The organism is Halomonas dongshanensis, assembly GCF_024790395.1.
GTDB lineage: Bacteria > Pseudomonadota > Gammaproteobacteria > Pseudomonadales > Halomonadaceae > Vreelandella > Vreelandella dongshanensis.
On record NZ_JAJISC010000002.1, the window covers coordinates 238,475 to 253,378 of the forward strand.

Consider the following 14,904-nt stretch of genomic DNA (forward strand, 5'->3'; position numbering starts at 1 on the left):
CCGCTTATTGCGCCGTGCGCAGGTAATCGAGCAGCGCTGCCTCGGCGTTGATGTGTGCTTGCGCACGCTGGGCCCAAGCGCACAAGACGTCGTCGCTGGTGAGGTTCGCATCGTCAAGATGGGTGGACATGGCATAACTCCTGGAGCAAAGGGAAGAGGGTGAGTTTTTGTTATAAGCGGCATCCGCAGTTCTATGCTGCAGTGCACAAGGGGCGCAGAGTTTAAACCGTTAGCGTGCAAATTTCCAGCGCGTCTGGCTGACACGCCTGACTGGCGCCGCTTGACTGACGTGGCTTGGCTGAAGTTGCTTAGCCAGAGCAACCGTTTAGCCGGAGAGAAGTGATTAAACCCATATGAGCGAACGAGCGCAGAGGAGGTGGCGACGATTGCCCAGCCTCACTCAAGCAGCGCACGCTGACCGCCCATAGCGCTCACCTGCCAGCGCGCCAAGCGCCACCACGCCTGCAGCACTTCGTCATCGCGCTCGCACGCACTCGATGGAAAAATGGGGTTCGATTCGGTAGCAAACCAGTCGATAGGGAACATAGGGCCTCCGGTATCAGCGTCGTGTGATTGCCTTGAGCATGCTCGTCAGACCAGTATAGCGCCGTTTTGTTGCATTGCAGCATGAGCGATGTCTGCACGACCGTCCATCAGCAACTATGGTGTAACTGTGCTTTAACGACGCTTTAAAGCGATCACAGCTAATCACTCTCGCATGCGAAAGGAGTCGCCAATGAGCATCAACGTTGCCAGTATCATGGTCGATATTCTCCAGAATGCTGGCGCCAAGCGCTGCTATGGCGTTGTGGGGGATACGCTCAACCATTTCACCGACGCGCTGCGTCAAAGCGATATCGAATGGATTGGCGTGCGCCACGAAGAGGTGGGCGGCTTTGCCGCCGGAGGCGAGGCTTATATGACCGGCGAGTTGGCGCTCTGCGCAGGCTCCTGTGGCCCCGGGAGCCTGCACTTCGTCAATGGCCTGTTCGAATCCCATCGCAACAACGCCCCCGTGGTGTTTATCGCGACCCAAGTCGCCATGGCGGAAACGGGGTCGGCCTTTCCTCAAGAAGTCGACCAAAGCCAGGTATTTCGCCAGTATTCGGTGTTCTGCGAAACCCTGACCTCCCCTGAGCAGGCGAGTCGCATGACCGCCCTGGCAGCGCAAACGGCGCTTGCCAAGCGTGGCGTAGCCGTCATCATCGTACCGGGCGACGTCTTTGCCCAAACGCCGAAGGACGAGCGCTCTTTCCAAGCGCATCGGTTCGACTATTCATTGCGCCCCAGCGCCGAGGCATTAGTGCCTGCGGTACGCGAGCTCAACAAGGGCGGAAAGATCACGCTATTTGCCGGGGCAGGCTGCGAAACAGCGCGGGATCAGGTGATCGCGCTGGCGCAAAAGCTCAAGGCGCCCATCGCCTGGACCTCGCGTGCTAAGGACTTCATCGAGCATGACAACCCTTATCACGTCGGTATGACCGGCGTTTACGGCCTCGAGGGTGGCTACAAGGCGGTTGCTGAGTGCGACACACTGGTGCTACTGGGCTGTAACTTCGCCTTTGGCCAGTTCTATCCCGAAAACGCCCATATCATCCAGGTCGATCACGATGCCGGGCAGATCGGTAGGCGAACGCCGGTCGATACCGGCATCATCGGTTCCATACGCGATACCTGCGAGGCGCTGGTTCAGACCGTCAAAGAGAATACCAGCGAGCGCTGGCTCGATAAGTGCCGCAAGCACTATGCGCACTCCTTGGAAAAGTCGGCGCATCGCTCCAAGGATAAAGATCTCATTCATCCCCAAGAGCTAACCCTGGAGATCGACCGTCAGGCCTCGCCCGACGCTATTCTCACCGCCGACACCGGCAGCGTGAACGTTTGGATGCTGCGCCATATCCGCCCGCTGGGCGAACGGCGTACGCTGGCGAGCCTGCAGCATGGCACCATGGCCAATGCGTATCCTCAGGCGCTGGGTATTCAACTGGCATATCCCGAGCGCCAGGTCATTGCCATGTGCGGCGACGGTGGCCTGACCATGCTGCTGGGCGATCTGCTGACCCTGGTGCAGCATAAGATTCCGCTGAAAATCGTTGTCTACAACAACCGCTCGCTCAGCTTCGTCGAGTTGGAGCAGAAAGTAGCCGGGCTTTTGGATGCCTACACCGAGCTGCAAAACCCCGATCTCGGTCGCGTGGCCGAAGCGATTGGCATGTGGGGTAAGCGCGTCACCGACGAGCAATCCCTCGAAACGGCCGTTGCCGAATGGCTGGCGCAATCGGGGCCGGCGCTATTGGATGTCGCCGTCAATCCTATGGAGTTGGTCATGCCTCCCAAGGTGGAAGCAGGGCAAGTGGCGTCTACCGCGCTTTACTCCACCAAGGCCGTGCTAAGCGGTCGCATGGATGAAGTCGTGCATTTGGTGAAGAGCAATTTTCTCAAACCTTGAGTAAGCGTTATTAAAGCCTAGGCGCCTCAAGGTGGCGTTTGGGCTTTGACTGTTGTTCGCCTCCATGCTCCTTGGCTGAATAGCCGTTCTAAGCAAGTACTTAAACTTTCGTCTAATGCTGCTAACGTGGCGCCATCGTCTTCTACTTTGGTTTAAATTTCACTCTCTTGGCTTGCATGCTTATCTGCATCCCAGTACGTTCTAGTTTGTATGATGTATGACTTATTGAATTTCAATGCTACGAGCTGTAGGACAGTTCGGCATTCGCGCTAGAGCGCAAGGCAAAAGGGGATGATGACGTGAAATTTTCACAAGAAGCAGTAAAGGCAGCAGTAGGCGATGGTTTGCTCTCTTTCCCGATCACCGATTTCGACGGCCAGGGTGAGTTCGACGAGCAGAGCTACCGTAAGCGTTTGGAGTGGTTCATTAGCCACGAGATTTCGGCCGTGTTCGTTGCCGGGGGTACGGGCGAGTTCTTCAACCTGACGCTGGACGAATACCGTCGCATCGTGCGCGTTGCCGTCGAAGTGGTCGATGGCAAGCTGCCCGTAATTGCTAGCGCCGGTCTGAGCGTAGGCGCCGGTAAGGCGTTCGCCAAGGCGGCGGAAGAAGAGGGCGCCGACGGTATCCTGCTGATGCCTCCCTACCTCACCGAGTGCCCGCAGGATGGCCTGGTCGATTATGCTCGCCAGATTTGTGATTCGACCTCCATCAGCGTCATCTACTACAACCGTGCCAATGGTATTCTCAACGCCGAGTCCGCTCAGGCGCTTGCCGATGCGTGCCCCAACCTCGTGGGCCTGAAAGATGGCAAAGGCGACATCCAACTGCTGAACAAGATCATCAAGCGCGTAGGCGATCGCCTGGTGTATGTCGGCGGCGTACCCACTGCTGAGATCTTTGCCGAGGCCTACCTCTCCATCGGGGTCAACACGTACTCGTCGGCGGTATTCAATTTCGTCCCCGACATGGCCGTGAGCTTCTACAAAGCGCTGCGTAAAGGCGATAGCGCAACGGTCAAGCAGCTAACCAACGACTTCTTCATTCCCTTCGTCGATCTGCGTGACACCAAAGCGGGCTACGCGGTGAGCTTGGTGAAAGAGGGCGCTGGCATCATCGGTCGCCCGGCTGGCAGCGTGCGCGCGCCCCTGACCATGCCGACGGCAGCAGAGCGCGAAGCACTCGTCAAGCTGATCGAAAAGGTCAAGTAACACGTCTTTGTGCTGATACACGCTTACAAATAGAACAGCCGATTACGATAGAGGTGGAGTCATGAAGATAGCGAAAAGAGCAACGACCTTGCTAAGCGTTGGCGTCGCGGCGCTTTCCCTAGGGCTTGGCAGTATGGCGGCAATGGCCGATGGCCCTTTGCGCGGTAACGTGCGCGTTCTTATCGGTTCGACGTCGACAGGCGGTGATACCTACCAGAACGCTAGCATCGTGGCCGAACGTTTGGCCGAGCATCTGGGCTTGAACATCAAGGTGGATGCGGTGGGCGCAAGCTCGGCGTTTCGTACGCTAAGCCGTGATTCACGCGGCAATACGCTAATGATCTTCCATGACCAATCCTATCTCGGCCATGTCTATGGCGTGCAGGGGTACGACGATATCTTCGAAGAGTACCGGGTGGGGCCGACACTGGCGGTCAACCCCGGTAATGCCTATCTCGTGCCCAAGAACTCGCCCTACGAAACCCTCGATGACATCATCGAGGCGGTAGGTAACGGTGAGACGGTTCGTGTCGCGATCCAGCCTGGTGGCGTCTCCGAAATCGGCTTCAGCGCGTTGAAGAATGCCATCGCGCTCGAGCATCCCGGTCAAGAAGACAACCTGGTGGCGATCAATACCGGCTCACAGTCCGATAAGAACCAGCAGCTCTTCGATGGTCAGGCCGACATGATCAGCGGCACGCTGCAGGCTAACGAGCAGTACACCCGCCTGCCGGAAGACGATCAGAAAGCCATGCGCTTCGTATGGTTGACGGCGCGCCAGAGCATCATGGAGCAGTCTCCGGAAGAGGGGCTTGGTCAGACCTCGCGTGAGCAGCTTCTCGAATACGTCGAACCCAACGTGCAAGTTCCGATGGGCGATGGTGAGAATTTCACCTTCGATAAAGAGTTCTTCTTCCTCTACAACCGCGATATGGATCCTGCCATCGTCGAGCAGATCGATACCGCGCTCGCCGAGATCTATGCCGAAGGCGAGATTCAAAACGTGCAACAAAGTTTGTTCTTCATTCCTAACTTCATGCCCTCCGATGAAGCTGAGGCGCATCTGCACGACAAGATGACGCGTTACCAAGAGATCATCGACAACCTTCAGTAAGTAAGTGAGCAGTGCCGGCGACAGCGTCTTGTCGTCGGCACGCTACTGCATGTTCCAGGAGTTGGTATGGCATCAGGTCTTTCGGATCTACTCAGCGTCTCGATCGATTTTGAGACCTCCCACCTGTTCTTTCCCGCCATCATTCACTGGCTGTTGGCAGGATTGTTCGCGTTGGTGTTGGTATTGAAAGTGGCGCCTTTTCTGGCAGCGGTGAAAAGAGGCGAGCGCACGCTTCCTATCTTCGGCGAATCGATGGATGTCATGCGCTTTTTTGGCACCCTCGCACTGATCGTTGCCTATTTCTACTTGATGGCGGTCGTGGGTGACCTGTTCCCCTATACCGGCTATGGCTTCTTGTTCGTATCGATGGGCTTCGTACTGCTCATGTCGCTTTTGTATCTACATGTGTGGAGCCGAAAAAACCTCATCATCGTCGTCGTTAACGCCGTCGTCGCTCCCAGCTTGGCGTGGTTCGTGCTCGCTAAGCTATTCACCATCACTCTTCCGTGACCGAGGCGAGCGCTATCATGGAATTTCTATCGCTATTCGACCTGACTTTCTTTCTACTAGCGGCATTTGGCACGCTGGTGGGCGTTATCTTTGGCGCCATTCCTGGTATGACGGCGACCATGGCCGTGGCCGTCTGTTTACCCTTAACCTACGCACTCGGCTTGCACCACGGCCTGGCCTTACTGCTGGGGCTTTACGTGGGCGGTATTTCAGGCGGCATGGTGCCCGCCGTGTTGCTCAACATTCCCGGCACGCCTTCGTCGATAACGACCACCTTCGACGGCTACCCCATGGCGCGCAAAGGCCAGGGTGAAAAAGCGCTACGTATCTGCGTGATCGCTTCGCTGGTCGGCGGGCTGATCAGCGCGCTCGTGCTCTTCCTTTTTGCTCCTGTCCTTGCCAACTTCTCGATCAAGTTCTCCTACGTGGAGAAGTTTCTTATCATCTTGCTGGCGCTCAGCGTCATTGCTTCGCTGTCTAGCAGCATGCTGATCGGTATTTTTAGCGGCGTCATCGGTATCTGGCTGAGCCTGATCGGGGATTACAGTATTTCCGACGGCGGTAATGGCCATACGCGTCTGATGTTCGACTTCATGGAGCCCTACCTTTTCGAAGGCTTCTCGTTGCTGCCGGTATTGATCGGTATTTTCGGCGTGGCCACCATTTTACTCGAAGCCGAAAAAGGGGTGAAAAGCGATCTAACCCACGAGCGCGTCAAGGTATCCAAGAGCGATGGCGCAGGGGCGCTCGCGGCCTTCAAAGGCCGGTTCACCAACCTGACGCGCTCATCTTTCATCGGCACCTTCGTGGGCATGCTGCCGGGTGTAGGGGGCAGCGCCGCGTCGGTTCTGGCGTACACCCAAGAGAAAAACCTCTCTCGCGATACCTCACAGATGGGTAAAGGTGCGCCGCAAGGGCTCATCGCCTCTGAATCGGCCAATAATGCGCTGACCGGCGGGGCGCTGATTCCGCTGCTGTCACTGGGTATTCCTGGCGATGCCACCACGGCGGTACTGATCGGTGCGTTCACGCTTCAGGGCATTCAGGTCGGGCCGCTGTTCATCCCCGAAAATACCACCACCTGGTACGTCATGATGACGGCGCTGGTGTTTGCCAACATCGTGATGTTCTTCTTGATGTTCTATGCCATCAAGTACATCGCCAAAGTGGTCATGGTGCCCAAGCATATTCTGTTCCCCCTCATCGTGATGATGTGCGTCGTTGGAGCATATGCCATCAACTACGGCATCATGTTCGACGTCTGGACGCTTCTGATCTTCGGGGTGTTGGGCTATCTGATCCAGAAGATAGGGCTCGAAGTCGCGCCGCTGATCATTGGCTTCATCCTCGGTAGCCAAGCGGAGGTCTACTTCGTCAAGAGCCTTGAGTCCTTCGGCACCTACACCATCTTCTTCACACGCAGCCCCATTGCCATGGTGCTGTGGGCCTTGATCGCGGCCTCGGTTCTCTTTTCGATCGTGATTCGACTAAAAGCACGTAATAAAACGACGACACAAACGCCATAGACCGCTGGCAAGTAATTTGTTTTGGGAGATGACATGACAGACGCAACGACACAGCCACGGGTGATCAAGGTTCACCCCCAAGACAACGTAGCCATCGTCGTGCAGCGCGGTGGGCTGGCCGAAGGCGTCAGCGTGGAAGGTGGTGTCGTGACCCGGATGCCCATCCCACAGGGGCATAAGATCGCTTTGGTGGATTTTGCCGAGGGCGACACCGTCATTCGTTACAACGAAGTGCTTGGCACGACGCTCGAGGCGATTCCCCGTGGCGGTCATATCAACGAAAACAACGTGCGTTTGCCCGTTCCCCCCGCGTTGAGTGAGCTGCCGCTGGCAACGCGCGCAGCACCGGAGGTCGAGCCCTTGGAAGGCTACACTTTCGAGGGCTTTCGCAACCCCGACGGCAGTGTGGGCACTAAGAACGTGTTGGGCATTACCACCAGCGTGCAGTGCGTAGCCGGAACGGTCGATTATGTCGTTGCCCGCATTAAGCGCGAGCTACTGCCACGCTTTCCCAACGTCGATGACGTGGTCGGGCTCAACCACACCTATGGCTGCGGTGTTGCCATCAATGCACCAGCGGCCATCGTGCCCATCCGTACGCTCAAGAATATCGCGTTGAACCCCAACTTTGGCGGTGAAGTGATGGTCATCGGTCTTGGCTGCGAAAAGCTTCAGCCATCGACGCTGCTGCAGGACCGCCCCGTCAGAATCTATGAAAATACCGGCGAGGCCGATCCCGAGGCCAACGTACTAAGCCTTCAGGACGAAAGCTTCGAAGGGTTTGGTGAGATGGTCGACGGCATCATCGCCATGGCCGAGCGCCATCTCGAACGGTTGAATCGCCGCCAGCGCGAAACCTGCCCGGCGTCCGAGCTTGTCGTGGGAATGCAGTGCGGCGGCAGCGACGCCTTCTCCGGCGTGACGGCCAACCCGGCCGTTGGCTTTGCTACCGATTTGATCGTACGGGCAGGGGGCAGCGTCATGTTCGCCGAGGTGACCGAGGTGCGCGATGCCATCCATCTGCTCACTCCGCGCGCGATCAATAAAGAAGTAGGGCAGGCGCTGATCGACCAGATGGCCTGGTACGACGACTACCTGGCGCAAGGCAAAACCGATCGCAGCGCCAACCCTTCGCCGGGCAATAAAAAGGGTGGGTTGAGCAATATCGTCGAGAAAGCGCTGGGCTCGGTCATCAAATCGGGTAACTCCCCCATCGTCGACGTTATCGGCCCCGGCGAGCGACTACGCCGCAAAGGGCTCACCTTCGCCGCCACGCCCGCCAGCGACTTCATCTGCGGCACGCTACAGCTCGCCGCAGGCATGAACCTTCAGGTATTCACCACCGGCCGCGGCACGCCCTATGGGCTCTCCATGGTGCCAGTGCTCAAGGTCTCGACCAACTCGCAGCTGGGGCAGCGCTGGCACGACATCATCGACCTGGACGCAGGCCGTATCGCCACCGGCGACGCCACCATCGAACAAGTCGGCTGGGAGCTTTTCCACCTGATTCTGGATGTCGCCAGCGGTCGCAAACAGGCAGCAGCCGATCGCCTGGGTATTCATAACGATCTGGTGCTGTTTAATCCGGCGCCGGTGACTTAGACCCTCCTTCTATTTATTCACCTAGCAAAAAAAGAGAGTCAATGAGCATGTTGCCAAAAATTACATCAATGAAAGTAGTACCAGTTGCTGGTTACGATGGTTTTTTGCTAAACCTGAGTGGCGGTCATGCCCCCTGGTTTATTCGCTGCGTGGTGATTCTCGAGGATAGTGCGGGTAATAAAGGGGTAGGGGAAATTCCTTCAAGTGAGGGCATTCTTAAGGGGCTGGAGCAGTGTCGCAGTCTCGTCGAGGGGTCCTCTATCAATGCATTCAAGCAGACGTTGAACAGCGCTCGAGCGATGCTGGCTAAAAATGGTCGTGAAGAGCGTGGTCGCCAAACATTCGATTTACGTGTTGCAGTTCATGTTATTACCGGCCTTGAATCAGCGCTTTTGGACCTATATGGCCAAGCAGTAGGTCTTCCTGTCGCCGACCTACTAGGACAGTACGGTCGTCAGCGTGATGAGGTTGAGGCGCTCGGCTATCTGTTTCTTCTAGGGGACCCGAGCAAAACCGACCTGCTTTATCCGAAAGTAGCGTCACCAGTAGATGCCTGGGATGAGGTGCGCTATCAAAAGGCGCTGACACCGGAGGCGGTAGCTGAGCTTGCTAAGGCCGCTTATGAACGATACGGCTTTAAGGACTTCAAACTCAAGGGTGGCGTATTGCGTGGTGAGGCAGAAGCCGACTGCATCCGTGCACTACATGAAGCCTTCCCCGACGCACGTTTGACCCTCGACCCCAACGGTGCCTGGAAGCTCGACGAAGCTGTACGCGTACTGGAGCCGATTAAGGATCTTTTGAGCTACGCCGAAGATCCTTGCGGCCAGGAGGAGGGCTATTCGGGACGCGAGACCATGGCCGAATTCAAAAAGCGTACGGGGCTGCCCACTGCAACCAACATGATCGCGACCGATTTCAAGCAGTTGCAGTACGCAGCCCAGCTCAATGCGGTCGATATTCCACTAGCCGATTGTCATTTCTGGACGATGCAGGGAGCGGTCATGGTGGGCGAGCTTTGCAACGAATGGGGCATGACCTGGGGCTCGCACAGCAACAACCACTTCGATATCTCGCTTGCGATGATGACCCACGTAGCGGCAGCGTGTCCGGGTGAAATCACCGCGATCGATACCCACTGGATCTGGCAGGACGGTCAGCGTATCACTAAAGAACCGTTCTTGATCCGGGAGGGAAAACTAAAGGTACCAAACACTCCAGGACTGGGCGTCGAACTTGATGATGAAAAGATGATGGAGGCGCATCGGCTGTATAAAACGCTGGACGTAACCCAACGTAACGACGCTATGGCGATGCAGTATTTGATTCCGGGCTGGGAATTCGACCCTAAGCGTCCGGCGCTAGTGCGCTGACCAACGAATTAGTTGACGGAAAGCGGCTATTTAGCCGCTTTCCTCGTTTTGACTGTTGACATCAATCAATTGTGATCAGCGTCTGTAAGTATTGTAGGTACTTAGCGAGCGCAATAGCTGTTGTCGCATGACGTCATGGGCTTCCTGAGCGTCTCTGCTTAATACCGCGTCCAATATGGCGCCATGCTCGATCTTCAACAGTTCCAGGTAGCGTTTAGTGGCAATTGAGTTAAGCTCCATAGGCATTAAATTGGCCCTGGCTACCATGGCTTGACCCAGCTGTAGATAAACAGCGAGAAATACCGGATTCTTGGAAGCCCTGGCGATGCTTATGTGGAAAGCAGCATCTTCGCGGCTGCTTGGCTTTCCGCTATCACAAGAATCAGCAAATTGACGATAGGCCTGCACCATGGCGTGTCGGTCTTGATCATCGTATCGCTCAGCTGCAAGTGCTGCTGCATCGGGTTCGAGAGTAAGCCGAAGCTCGAGTGTATGGAGAATATCTTCTACCGTCTCGTAGCGAATTCTCTGCTCGGGCTGCGTATGCGTTCTGTATGCCTGGATGACTCGGGTACCGCTCCCGCGCCGTCTTTCGACCAACCCCATGGATTCGATGTAGCTAATGGCTTCGCGGATAACGGTTCGGCTAACGTCGAAGCGCTCGCCTAGTACTTTCTCAGTGGGAAGCTTTTCATTGACGGGAATGTCACCGCGCTCGATGAGCGTTATGAGCGTGCTGGAAACCTGTTGGGCCAGTTCGGTTCGGCGTTGAATAGGCTCGATAGCAAGCTCGGTCATAACGATGGGTATCCCTCTATTTAATTTAATGTCAGCAGCCGCTTAACTTTCATAGTGCCAAGTCATTGTGTCTCTTCACGAACGAAACTGCTGATGGGCAGTACGCCACTGCACTGCCTGCTCCGATAGGCTCCAGCCCAAGCCGTGAGTTTGGGGGACGTGCATATGTCCTGAGGCGATGACGAGACGCTCGTTGAATAGTGGCTCAAGCCACTCGATGTGCTCGACCCAGGTTTCATGAGGATACGCTGCTGCAAGGTGTACGTGAATCTCCATGACGAAGTGCGGCGCCATCTTGAGCCCCAATCTCTCCGCCCGAGAGGCGATTTTCAAAAACGGCGTGATGCCACCTACGCGAGGTGCGTCGGGCTGGAGGTAGGTCACGGCGCGGTGATCCATCAGCTGATCATGCTCTGCTTGGCTACTAAGCATTTCGCCCGTGGCGATGGGCGTGCTGAGACGCTGGGTCAATGATGCGTGGCCGGCGTAGTCATAGGCACTCAGCGGCTCCTCAATCCAGGTCAGATCGAGCGACTCCAGTGCTTGGCCGACACGTAGCGCCTGAGCATGGTCCCACTGCTGATTGGCGTCGACCATGAGGGGTGTTTGGTTGCCGACGAGTTCACGAATATGCCGAACGCGCTCGATATCTTTTTTAGCGTCCGGTTGGCCCACCTTCAGCTTGATGCCGCCCATGCCATTGGCCAGAGAGCGTTGAGCATTCTCGACGACGTCCTCGATGCTGGCCGAAAGATAGCCGCCAGACGTGTTGTAACAAGGAATCTTTTGGCGATAAGCGCCTAGAAGATTCGCCAACGACAGCCGGGCCCTCTTGGCTTTCATATCCCAGAGCGCGATATCGAAAGCGGCAATGGCCTGAACGGAAACCCCGGTCCGCGATACCGAGCCTCCAAGCCAGGCGAGCTTTTCCCAAAGCCTTGGGATGGCATGGCTGTACTCGCCTAAAAGCGCTGGAGCGAGCTCGAGCGCATGGGCATAGAGTGCCTGACTACCGGCTCGCAGTGAGTAGCTAAAGCCAATGCCGTGCTCTCCGCCTACGGTATGCAGCTCGACAACGAGCACTTCCACGCTTTGCAATGGCTGCTGCTTTCCAGTCAGCACTTTGGCATCGCTGACGGCCTGCGGCATGGGAACCTGGTAAAGAGCAATTTCGACGTTATCGATACGATCCTGTGTGGTTGAACGCGTTATATCCATGACCATTCCTTCCTATTGTTATATGGGCAAATCGATCAAGCATTCTCCCTAGAGAGGGCTATTGACTCACTCGTTGAAGGGCGTGAGGCGCTTCGATACTGTGCGCTTGCAGATAGGGTGTGAGGTTTTCGAATATGGCGTTTTCGAGCGGTATACCGTCATCGTGGCGTATTTTCGAAAGCTCGCGCGCCCGATCACCGGGTAAACGAATGGGGGAATCCGATGTACTTCGGCTGGCGCGAGAAGCATCGACCATCCAGTCGGTCTCTTGTAGAAAGGCTTCTTTCCCTCCAAAGGCATCGGGGTCGATGATATGAAGCATGATGCCCTCGTTCTTCTCACCGCTGGCCTTGCCAAAACCAGGCAAAGCAAGGGACATCACATTCACCAGCATCGCCAGCGAATAGCCTTTGTAGCCATGGGTCATGCCCCCCAGAGGTAAAATGGTGCCGGGCGGGTCGGTGAACAAGGCGTTAGGATTGCGGGTTGGTTTGCCTTCATTGTCCTTGAGCATCTCCGAAGGCAGTTGTTCGCCGCGTTCGAGCGTCTGCTTGACCAAGGCGTTACTGCAAAGCGATGTCGTCGTATCGATGAGTATTGGCGCACCGGAGGTGGGTATGCCGGCAGCGATGGGGTCCGTCGTGAGCACCGGGTCGATGCCGCCGAAGGGCGCGACGGAGCGCACCTTGGAATCGGTCGCCCATAGAATGCCGATCAATCCGTGCTCTACGATGGAGGTCAAATGTACGTTAAGAGCGCCAACGTGATGACTGCGTCGGATGCCCAGCATCATGGAGCCATACTGTTTGGCTCGCGGTATGGCGAGTTCGATACCTCGTTGCAGTACCCAGTGTCCGGGAAGCAGGCGCGCATCCCATAGCGCGCAAGGTCCACGGTCGGAGATAACCTCGGGCTCTCCATCGGTCACCATGTTTCCTTGGCGAATATCCGCGAGGTAGCGGTTCAGCATTCGAATCCCATGCGTATCGTGGCCCATGAGATCGGCTTCGATCATTTTATTGGCCACGATTTGAGCGCGTGAGGCTTCTAAGCCGCTACTAATGAAGCAGCGTTTGGCAAAGTGAATGAGGTCTTGGGGAGTGTAGTGGGGCTGGTGTGTCATGAAAGGCCTCGAGTAGCTTGCTGTTTTTTAGCTTTACGCTTGTCGAAGACAAGGGGAAGCAGAACAAAGAGGATTGCGGCGAGTAGGAAACAGGCGCTAATTGGATGCGTGATGAAGATCGAATAGTCGCCTCCAGAGAGCGTGAGTGACTGGTTCATGGCGTCTTCCATGATGGAGCTGAGTATCAGGCCCAAAATCAGCGGAGCTGGCGGGAAGCCAAAACGATCAGCGGCAAGACCGATAATCGCAAAGATCAGCGCGATGAGAATGTTCGAGGTCGTTCCGGCAATGGCGAAGAGACCGGCCAAAGAGAAGGCGGCAATGATTGGAATCAGTAGCGTATCGCGTAAGCGAGCCAGTGGAACGGCCATCATCGAACCTACCCAGCCGATGGGCAGAAAGAGGAAGTTCATCAAAAACGTCGTGACGAAAATGACGTAGATGATGTCGACATGGTCTCTAAAAAGCAGAGGGCCGACGGGAAGCCCGTGAATGATAAAGCCCCCGATCATCACCGCCGCAAATTGATCGCCAGGGATGCCAAGTGTCAGCGTTGGGATGAGTGAGCCACCTGGCGTTGCATTATTGGCCGACTCCGATGCAATGACGCCTTCTTCGGCACCTTGGCCGAATTTTTCCGGTGTTCGTGAGGCACGCTTCTCGACGTTATAGGCAGCAAAGGCCGCGATATTACCGCCCGCGCCTGGAAGGAAACCGACGAAGGTGCCAATCAAGGAGCCCCGTAAGAGCGTTTTCCAACGTTTGAGAATGCTTTTGACCCCGGGTAGGCGCATGCGCGTATCGGCTGTTTCTGCGCTCGAGAAGCTAATAGTGGGTTTATCGACGCTGGTATTCATGGCCTGGAATACCTTAACCAGTGCGAACAGCCCGACAACCGCAGGTAGCAGGGGCATGCCGCCTGCCAAATCATTGACGCCAAAGTGGAAACGGAAATCACCGAAGGCATCGATGCCTACCGTGCCCAGTATGAGACCGAAAATACCCGCCAAAGCGCTCTTGGTCAGATCCGTGTTAAGTGAAATGACAGCGGCCATGCCAAAGATCGTCAGCGCAAACATTTCTGGGGGCCCAAAGCTCAGCGCGACTTTGGCAAGCTGCAGAGCACCTGCGGCTAGAATGATCGAGCTGATCACGCCACCGATGATCGATGAGATTGTGGCCCAGCCAATCGCTTTGCCGCCTTGGCCATTGCGAAACATCGGGTGACCGTCGAAGGTCGTGGCGACCGAGCCTGGCGCACCGGGAATATTGAGTGTGATGGCTGTGAGCATGCCACCGTAAAGGCCGCCCCCCATCAGCCCAATCATGATGACGAAAGCGGTATCGGTAGGCAGTGAATAGGTCAAGGGAAGCAAAAGGGCTAATGCCAGCGTGCTGGTCAGCCCTGGGATGGCGCTAAAAAGCGAGCCAAGTGCCACACCCACGACCAACGCCAGCAGATTGTAAGGTTGCATCACCGTCAAGATGGCATCGAGAAATCCACCCATCGTCGTACTCCTGTTAGAAAAGAAGGCTTTCGGGCATGGGGACATCGAGTAGCACGAGTAGTCCATAGGCCAGGGAGGCCGAACCAAGGGGTAATAAGAGCGTTTCTAGCCAGGTAGGCTTTGAACGCCTTAGCAATAGCGCATAGACAAAGAGCAGCAAGAAGGTGCTAACCCAGATGCCCACGCTCATGACGGTGTAGATGTAGGCAAGCGTGGCCAGCATGCCAAGGCCGATGCGTACTTTCCAAAACGCTGTACCCGGTGTGGCTTGAACGGGGCGGCGCACCACTAGCAGGAGAGAGAGCAGTAGCAATAGCCCGCCCAGCATGGTGGGAAACGTCGATGACCCCACGGGGAACCCCGGAGGGGCACCAGGAAGCTTGAGTGCCATGAACAGAAATATCGCACTGAATAGGGCCATTACTAAGCCAATCACACGGTCATTGATCGATTGTGTTTGCATGGCGAGCCT

Annotated in this window: 14 protein-coding genes; 7 read left to right on the forward strand and 7 right to left on the reverse strand. The window is 56.2% G+C overall.

Annotated features, from left to right (window positions below):
* Positions 1–4: 4 nt before the first annotated feature.
* Positions 5–130, reverse strand: a complete 126-nt coding sequence (locus LLY24_RS04585; protein ID WP_259035104.1) for a hypothetical protein — start codon at positions 128–130, stop codon at positions 5–7.
* A gap of 266 nt (positions 131–396) precedes the next feature.
* Positions 397–546 carry a hypothetical protein gene (locus LLY24_RS04590; protein ID WP_259035105.1) on the reverse strand — a complete coding sequence of 50 codons (150 nt, stop codon included), beginning with the start codon at positions 544–546 and terminating at the stop codon, positions 397–399.
* Between the two features lie 190 nt (positions 547–736).
* On the opposite strand from LLY24_RS04590, the gene LLY24_RS04595 reads away from it, so the two are divergent.
* The 7 genes from LLY24_RS04595 to LLY24_RS04625 all read left to right on the forward strand — a co-directional run bounded on the left by LLY24_RS04595 (position 737) and on the right by LLY24_RS04625 (position 9,785).
* The gene (locus LLY24_RS04595) at positions 737–2,449 is read left to right on the forward strand and encodes a thiamine pyrophosphate-dependent enzyme (RefSeq protein WP_259035106.1); all 1,713 of its coding nucleotides are present in this window, start codon (positions 737–739) and stop codon (positions 2,447–2,449) included.
* A gap of 299 nt (positions 2,450–2,748) precedes the next feature.
* Entirely contained in the window at positions 2,749–3,660 is a 912-nt protein-coding gene (gene kdgD / locus LLY24_RS04600) for a 5-dehydro-4-deoxyglucarate dehydratase (RefSeq protein ID WP_259035107.1), read from the forward strand.
* A 61-nt stretch (positions 3,661–3,721) separates the two neighbouring features.
* Complete coding sequence (locus LLY24_RS04605) at positions 3,722–4,774, forward strand: type 2 periplasmic-binding domain-containing protein (protein WP_259035108.1); 1,053 nt, start codon at positions 3,722–3,724, stop codon at positions 4,772–4,774.
* A 66-nt stretch (positions 4,775–4,840) separates the two neighbouring features.
* Positions 4,841–5,284, forward strand: a complete 444-nt coding sequence (locus LLY24_RS04610) for a tripartite tricarboxylate transporter (protein ID WP_259035109.1) — start codon at positions 4,841–4,843, stop codon at positions 5,282–5,284.
* A gap of 17 nt (positions 5,285–5,301) precedes the next feature.
* Positions 5,302–6,810 (forward strand): tripartite tricarboxylate transporter permease, encoded by a 1,509-nt coding sequence (locus LLY24_RS04615; protein WP_259035110.1) that lies wholly within the window; start codon positions 5,302–5,304, stop codon positions 6,808–6,810.
* A 33-nt stretch (positions 6,811–6,843) separates the two neighbouring features.
* Positions 6,844–8,412, forward strand: coding sequence for a galactarate dehydratase (gene garD / locus LLY24_RS04620; protein ID WP_259035111.1), 1,569 nt, complete (start codon positions 6,844–6,846; stop codon positions 8,410–8,412).
* 47 nt (positions 8,413–8,459) lie between these two features.
* On the forward strand, positions 8,460–9,785 hold the full coding sequence (locus LLY24_RS04625; protein ID WP_345799642.1) for an enolase C-terminal domain-like protein: 1,326 nt from the start codon (positions 8,460–8,462) through the stop codon (positions 9,783–9,785).
* Between the two features lie 75 nt (positions 9,786–9,860).
* Here LLY24_RS04625 and LLY24_RS04630 read toward each other — a convergent pair whose 3' ends face one another.
* From LLY24_RS04630 to LLY24_RS04650, 5 genes are all read right to left on the reverse strand, one after another.
* Positions 9,861–10,583: a FadR/GntR family transcriptional regulator gene (locus LLY24_RS04630; RefSeq protein WP_259035113.1), complete on the reverse strand. Its 723-nt coding sequence runs from the start codon at positions 10,581–10,583 to the stop codon at positions 9,861–9,863.
* A 75-nt stretch (positions 10,584–10,658) separates the two neighbouring features.
* Positions 10,659–11,801: an L-talarate/galactarate dehydratase gene (locus LLY24_RS04635; protein WP_259035114.1), complete on the reverse strand. Its 1,143-nt coding sequence runs from the start codon at positions 11,799–11,801 to the stop codon at positions 10,659–10,661.
* 58 nt (positions 11,802–11,859) lie between these two features.
* On the reverse strand, positions 11,860–12,924 hold the full coding sequence (locus LLY24_RS04640) for an Ldh family oxidoreductase (RefSeq protein ID WP_259035115.1): 1,065 nt from the start codon (positions 12,922–12,924) through the stop codon (positions 11,860–11,862).
* Complete coding sequence (locus LLY24_RS04645) at positions 12,921–14,432, reverse strand: tripartite tricarboxylate transporter permease (protein WP_259035116.1); 1,512 nt, start codon at positions 14,430–14,432, stop codon at positions 12,921–12,923. Before LLY24_RS04645 ends, LLY24_RS04640 begins: the two co-directional genes overlap by 4 nt.
* 13 nt (positions 14,433–14,445) lie before the next feature.
* Positions 14,446–14,895, reverse strand: coding sequence for a tripartite tricarboxylate transporter TctB family protein (locus tag LLY24_RS04650; RefSeq protein WP_259035117.1), 450 nt, complete (start codon positions 14,893–14,895; stop codon positions 14,446–14,448).
* Between the last annotated feature and the right edge of the window lie 9 nt (positions 14,896–14,904).

Excerpts from the sequence above, each read along its gene's own strand:
- LLY24_RS04585 (WP_259035104.1), bottom strand. The coding sequence starts at position 130 with ATGTCCACCCATCTTGACGATGCGAACCTCACCAGCGACGACGTCTTG.
- LLY24_RS04590 (WP_259035105.1), bottom strand. The coding sequence starts at position 546 with ATGTTCCCTATCGACTGGTTTGCTACCGAATCGAACCCCATTTTTCCA.
- LLY24_RS04595 (WP_259035106.1), top strand. The coding sequence starts at position 737 with ATGAGCATCAACGTTGCCAGTATCATGGTCGATATTCTCCAGAATGCT.
- LLY24_RS04605 (WP_259035108.1), top strand. The coding sequence starts at position 3,722 with ATGAAGATAGCGAAAAGAGCAACGACCTTGCTAAGCGTTGGCGTCGCG.
- LLY24_RS04610 (WP_259035109.1), top strand. The coding sequence starts at position 4,841 with ATGGCATCAGGTCTTTCGGATCTACTCAGCGTCTCGATCGATTTTGAG.
- LLY24_RS04615 (WP_259035110.1), top strand. The coding sequence starts at position 5,302 with ATGGAATTTCTATCGCTATTCGACCTGACTTTCTTTCTACTAGCGGCA.
- garD (WP_259035111.1), top strand. The coding sequence starts at position 6,844 with ATGACAGACGCAACGACACAGCCACGGGTGATCAAGGTTCACCCCCAA.
- LLY24_RS04625 (WP_345799642.1), top strand. The coding sequence starts at position 8,460 with ATGTTGCCAAAAATTACATCAATGAAAGTAGTACCAGTTGCTGGTTAC.
- LLY24_RS04630 (WP_259035113.1), bottom strand. The coding sequence starts at position 10,583 with ATGACCGAGCTTGCTATCGAGCCTATTCAACGCCGAACCGAACTGGCC.
- LLY24_RS04635 (WP_259035114.1), bottom strand. The coding sequence starts at position 11,801 with ATGGATATAACGCGTTCAACCACACAGGATCGTATCGATAACGTCGAA.
- LLY24_RS04640 (WP_259035115.1), bottom strand. The coding sequence starts at position 12,924 with ATGACACACCAGCCCCACTACACTCCCCAAGACCTCATTCACTTTGCC.
- LLY24_RS04645 (WP_259035116.1), bottom strand. The coding sequence starts at position 14,432 with ATGGGTGGATTTCTCGATGCCATCTTGACGGTGATGCAACCTTACAAT.
- LLY24_RS04650 (WP_259035117.1), bottom strand. The coding sequence starts at position 14,895 with ATGCAAACACAATCGATCAATGACCGTGTGATTGGCTTAGTAATGGCC.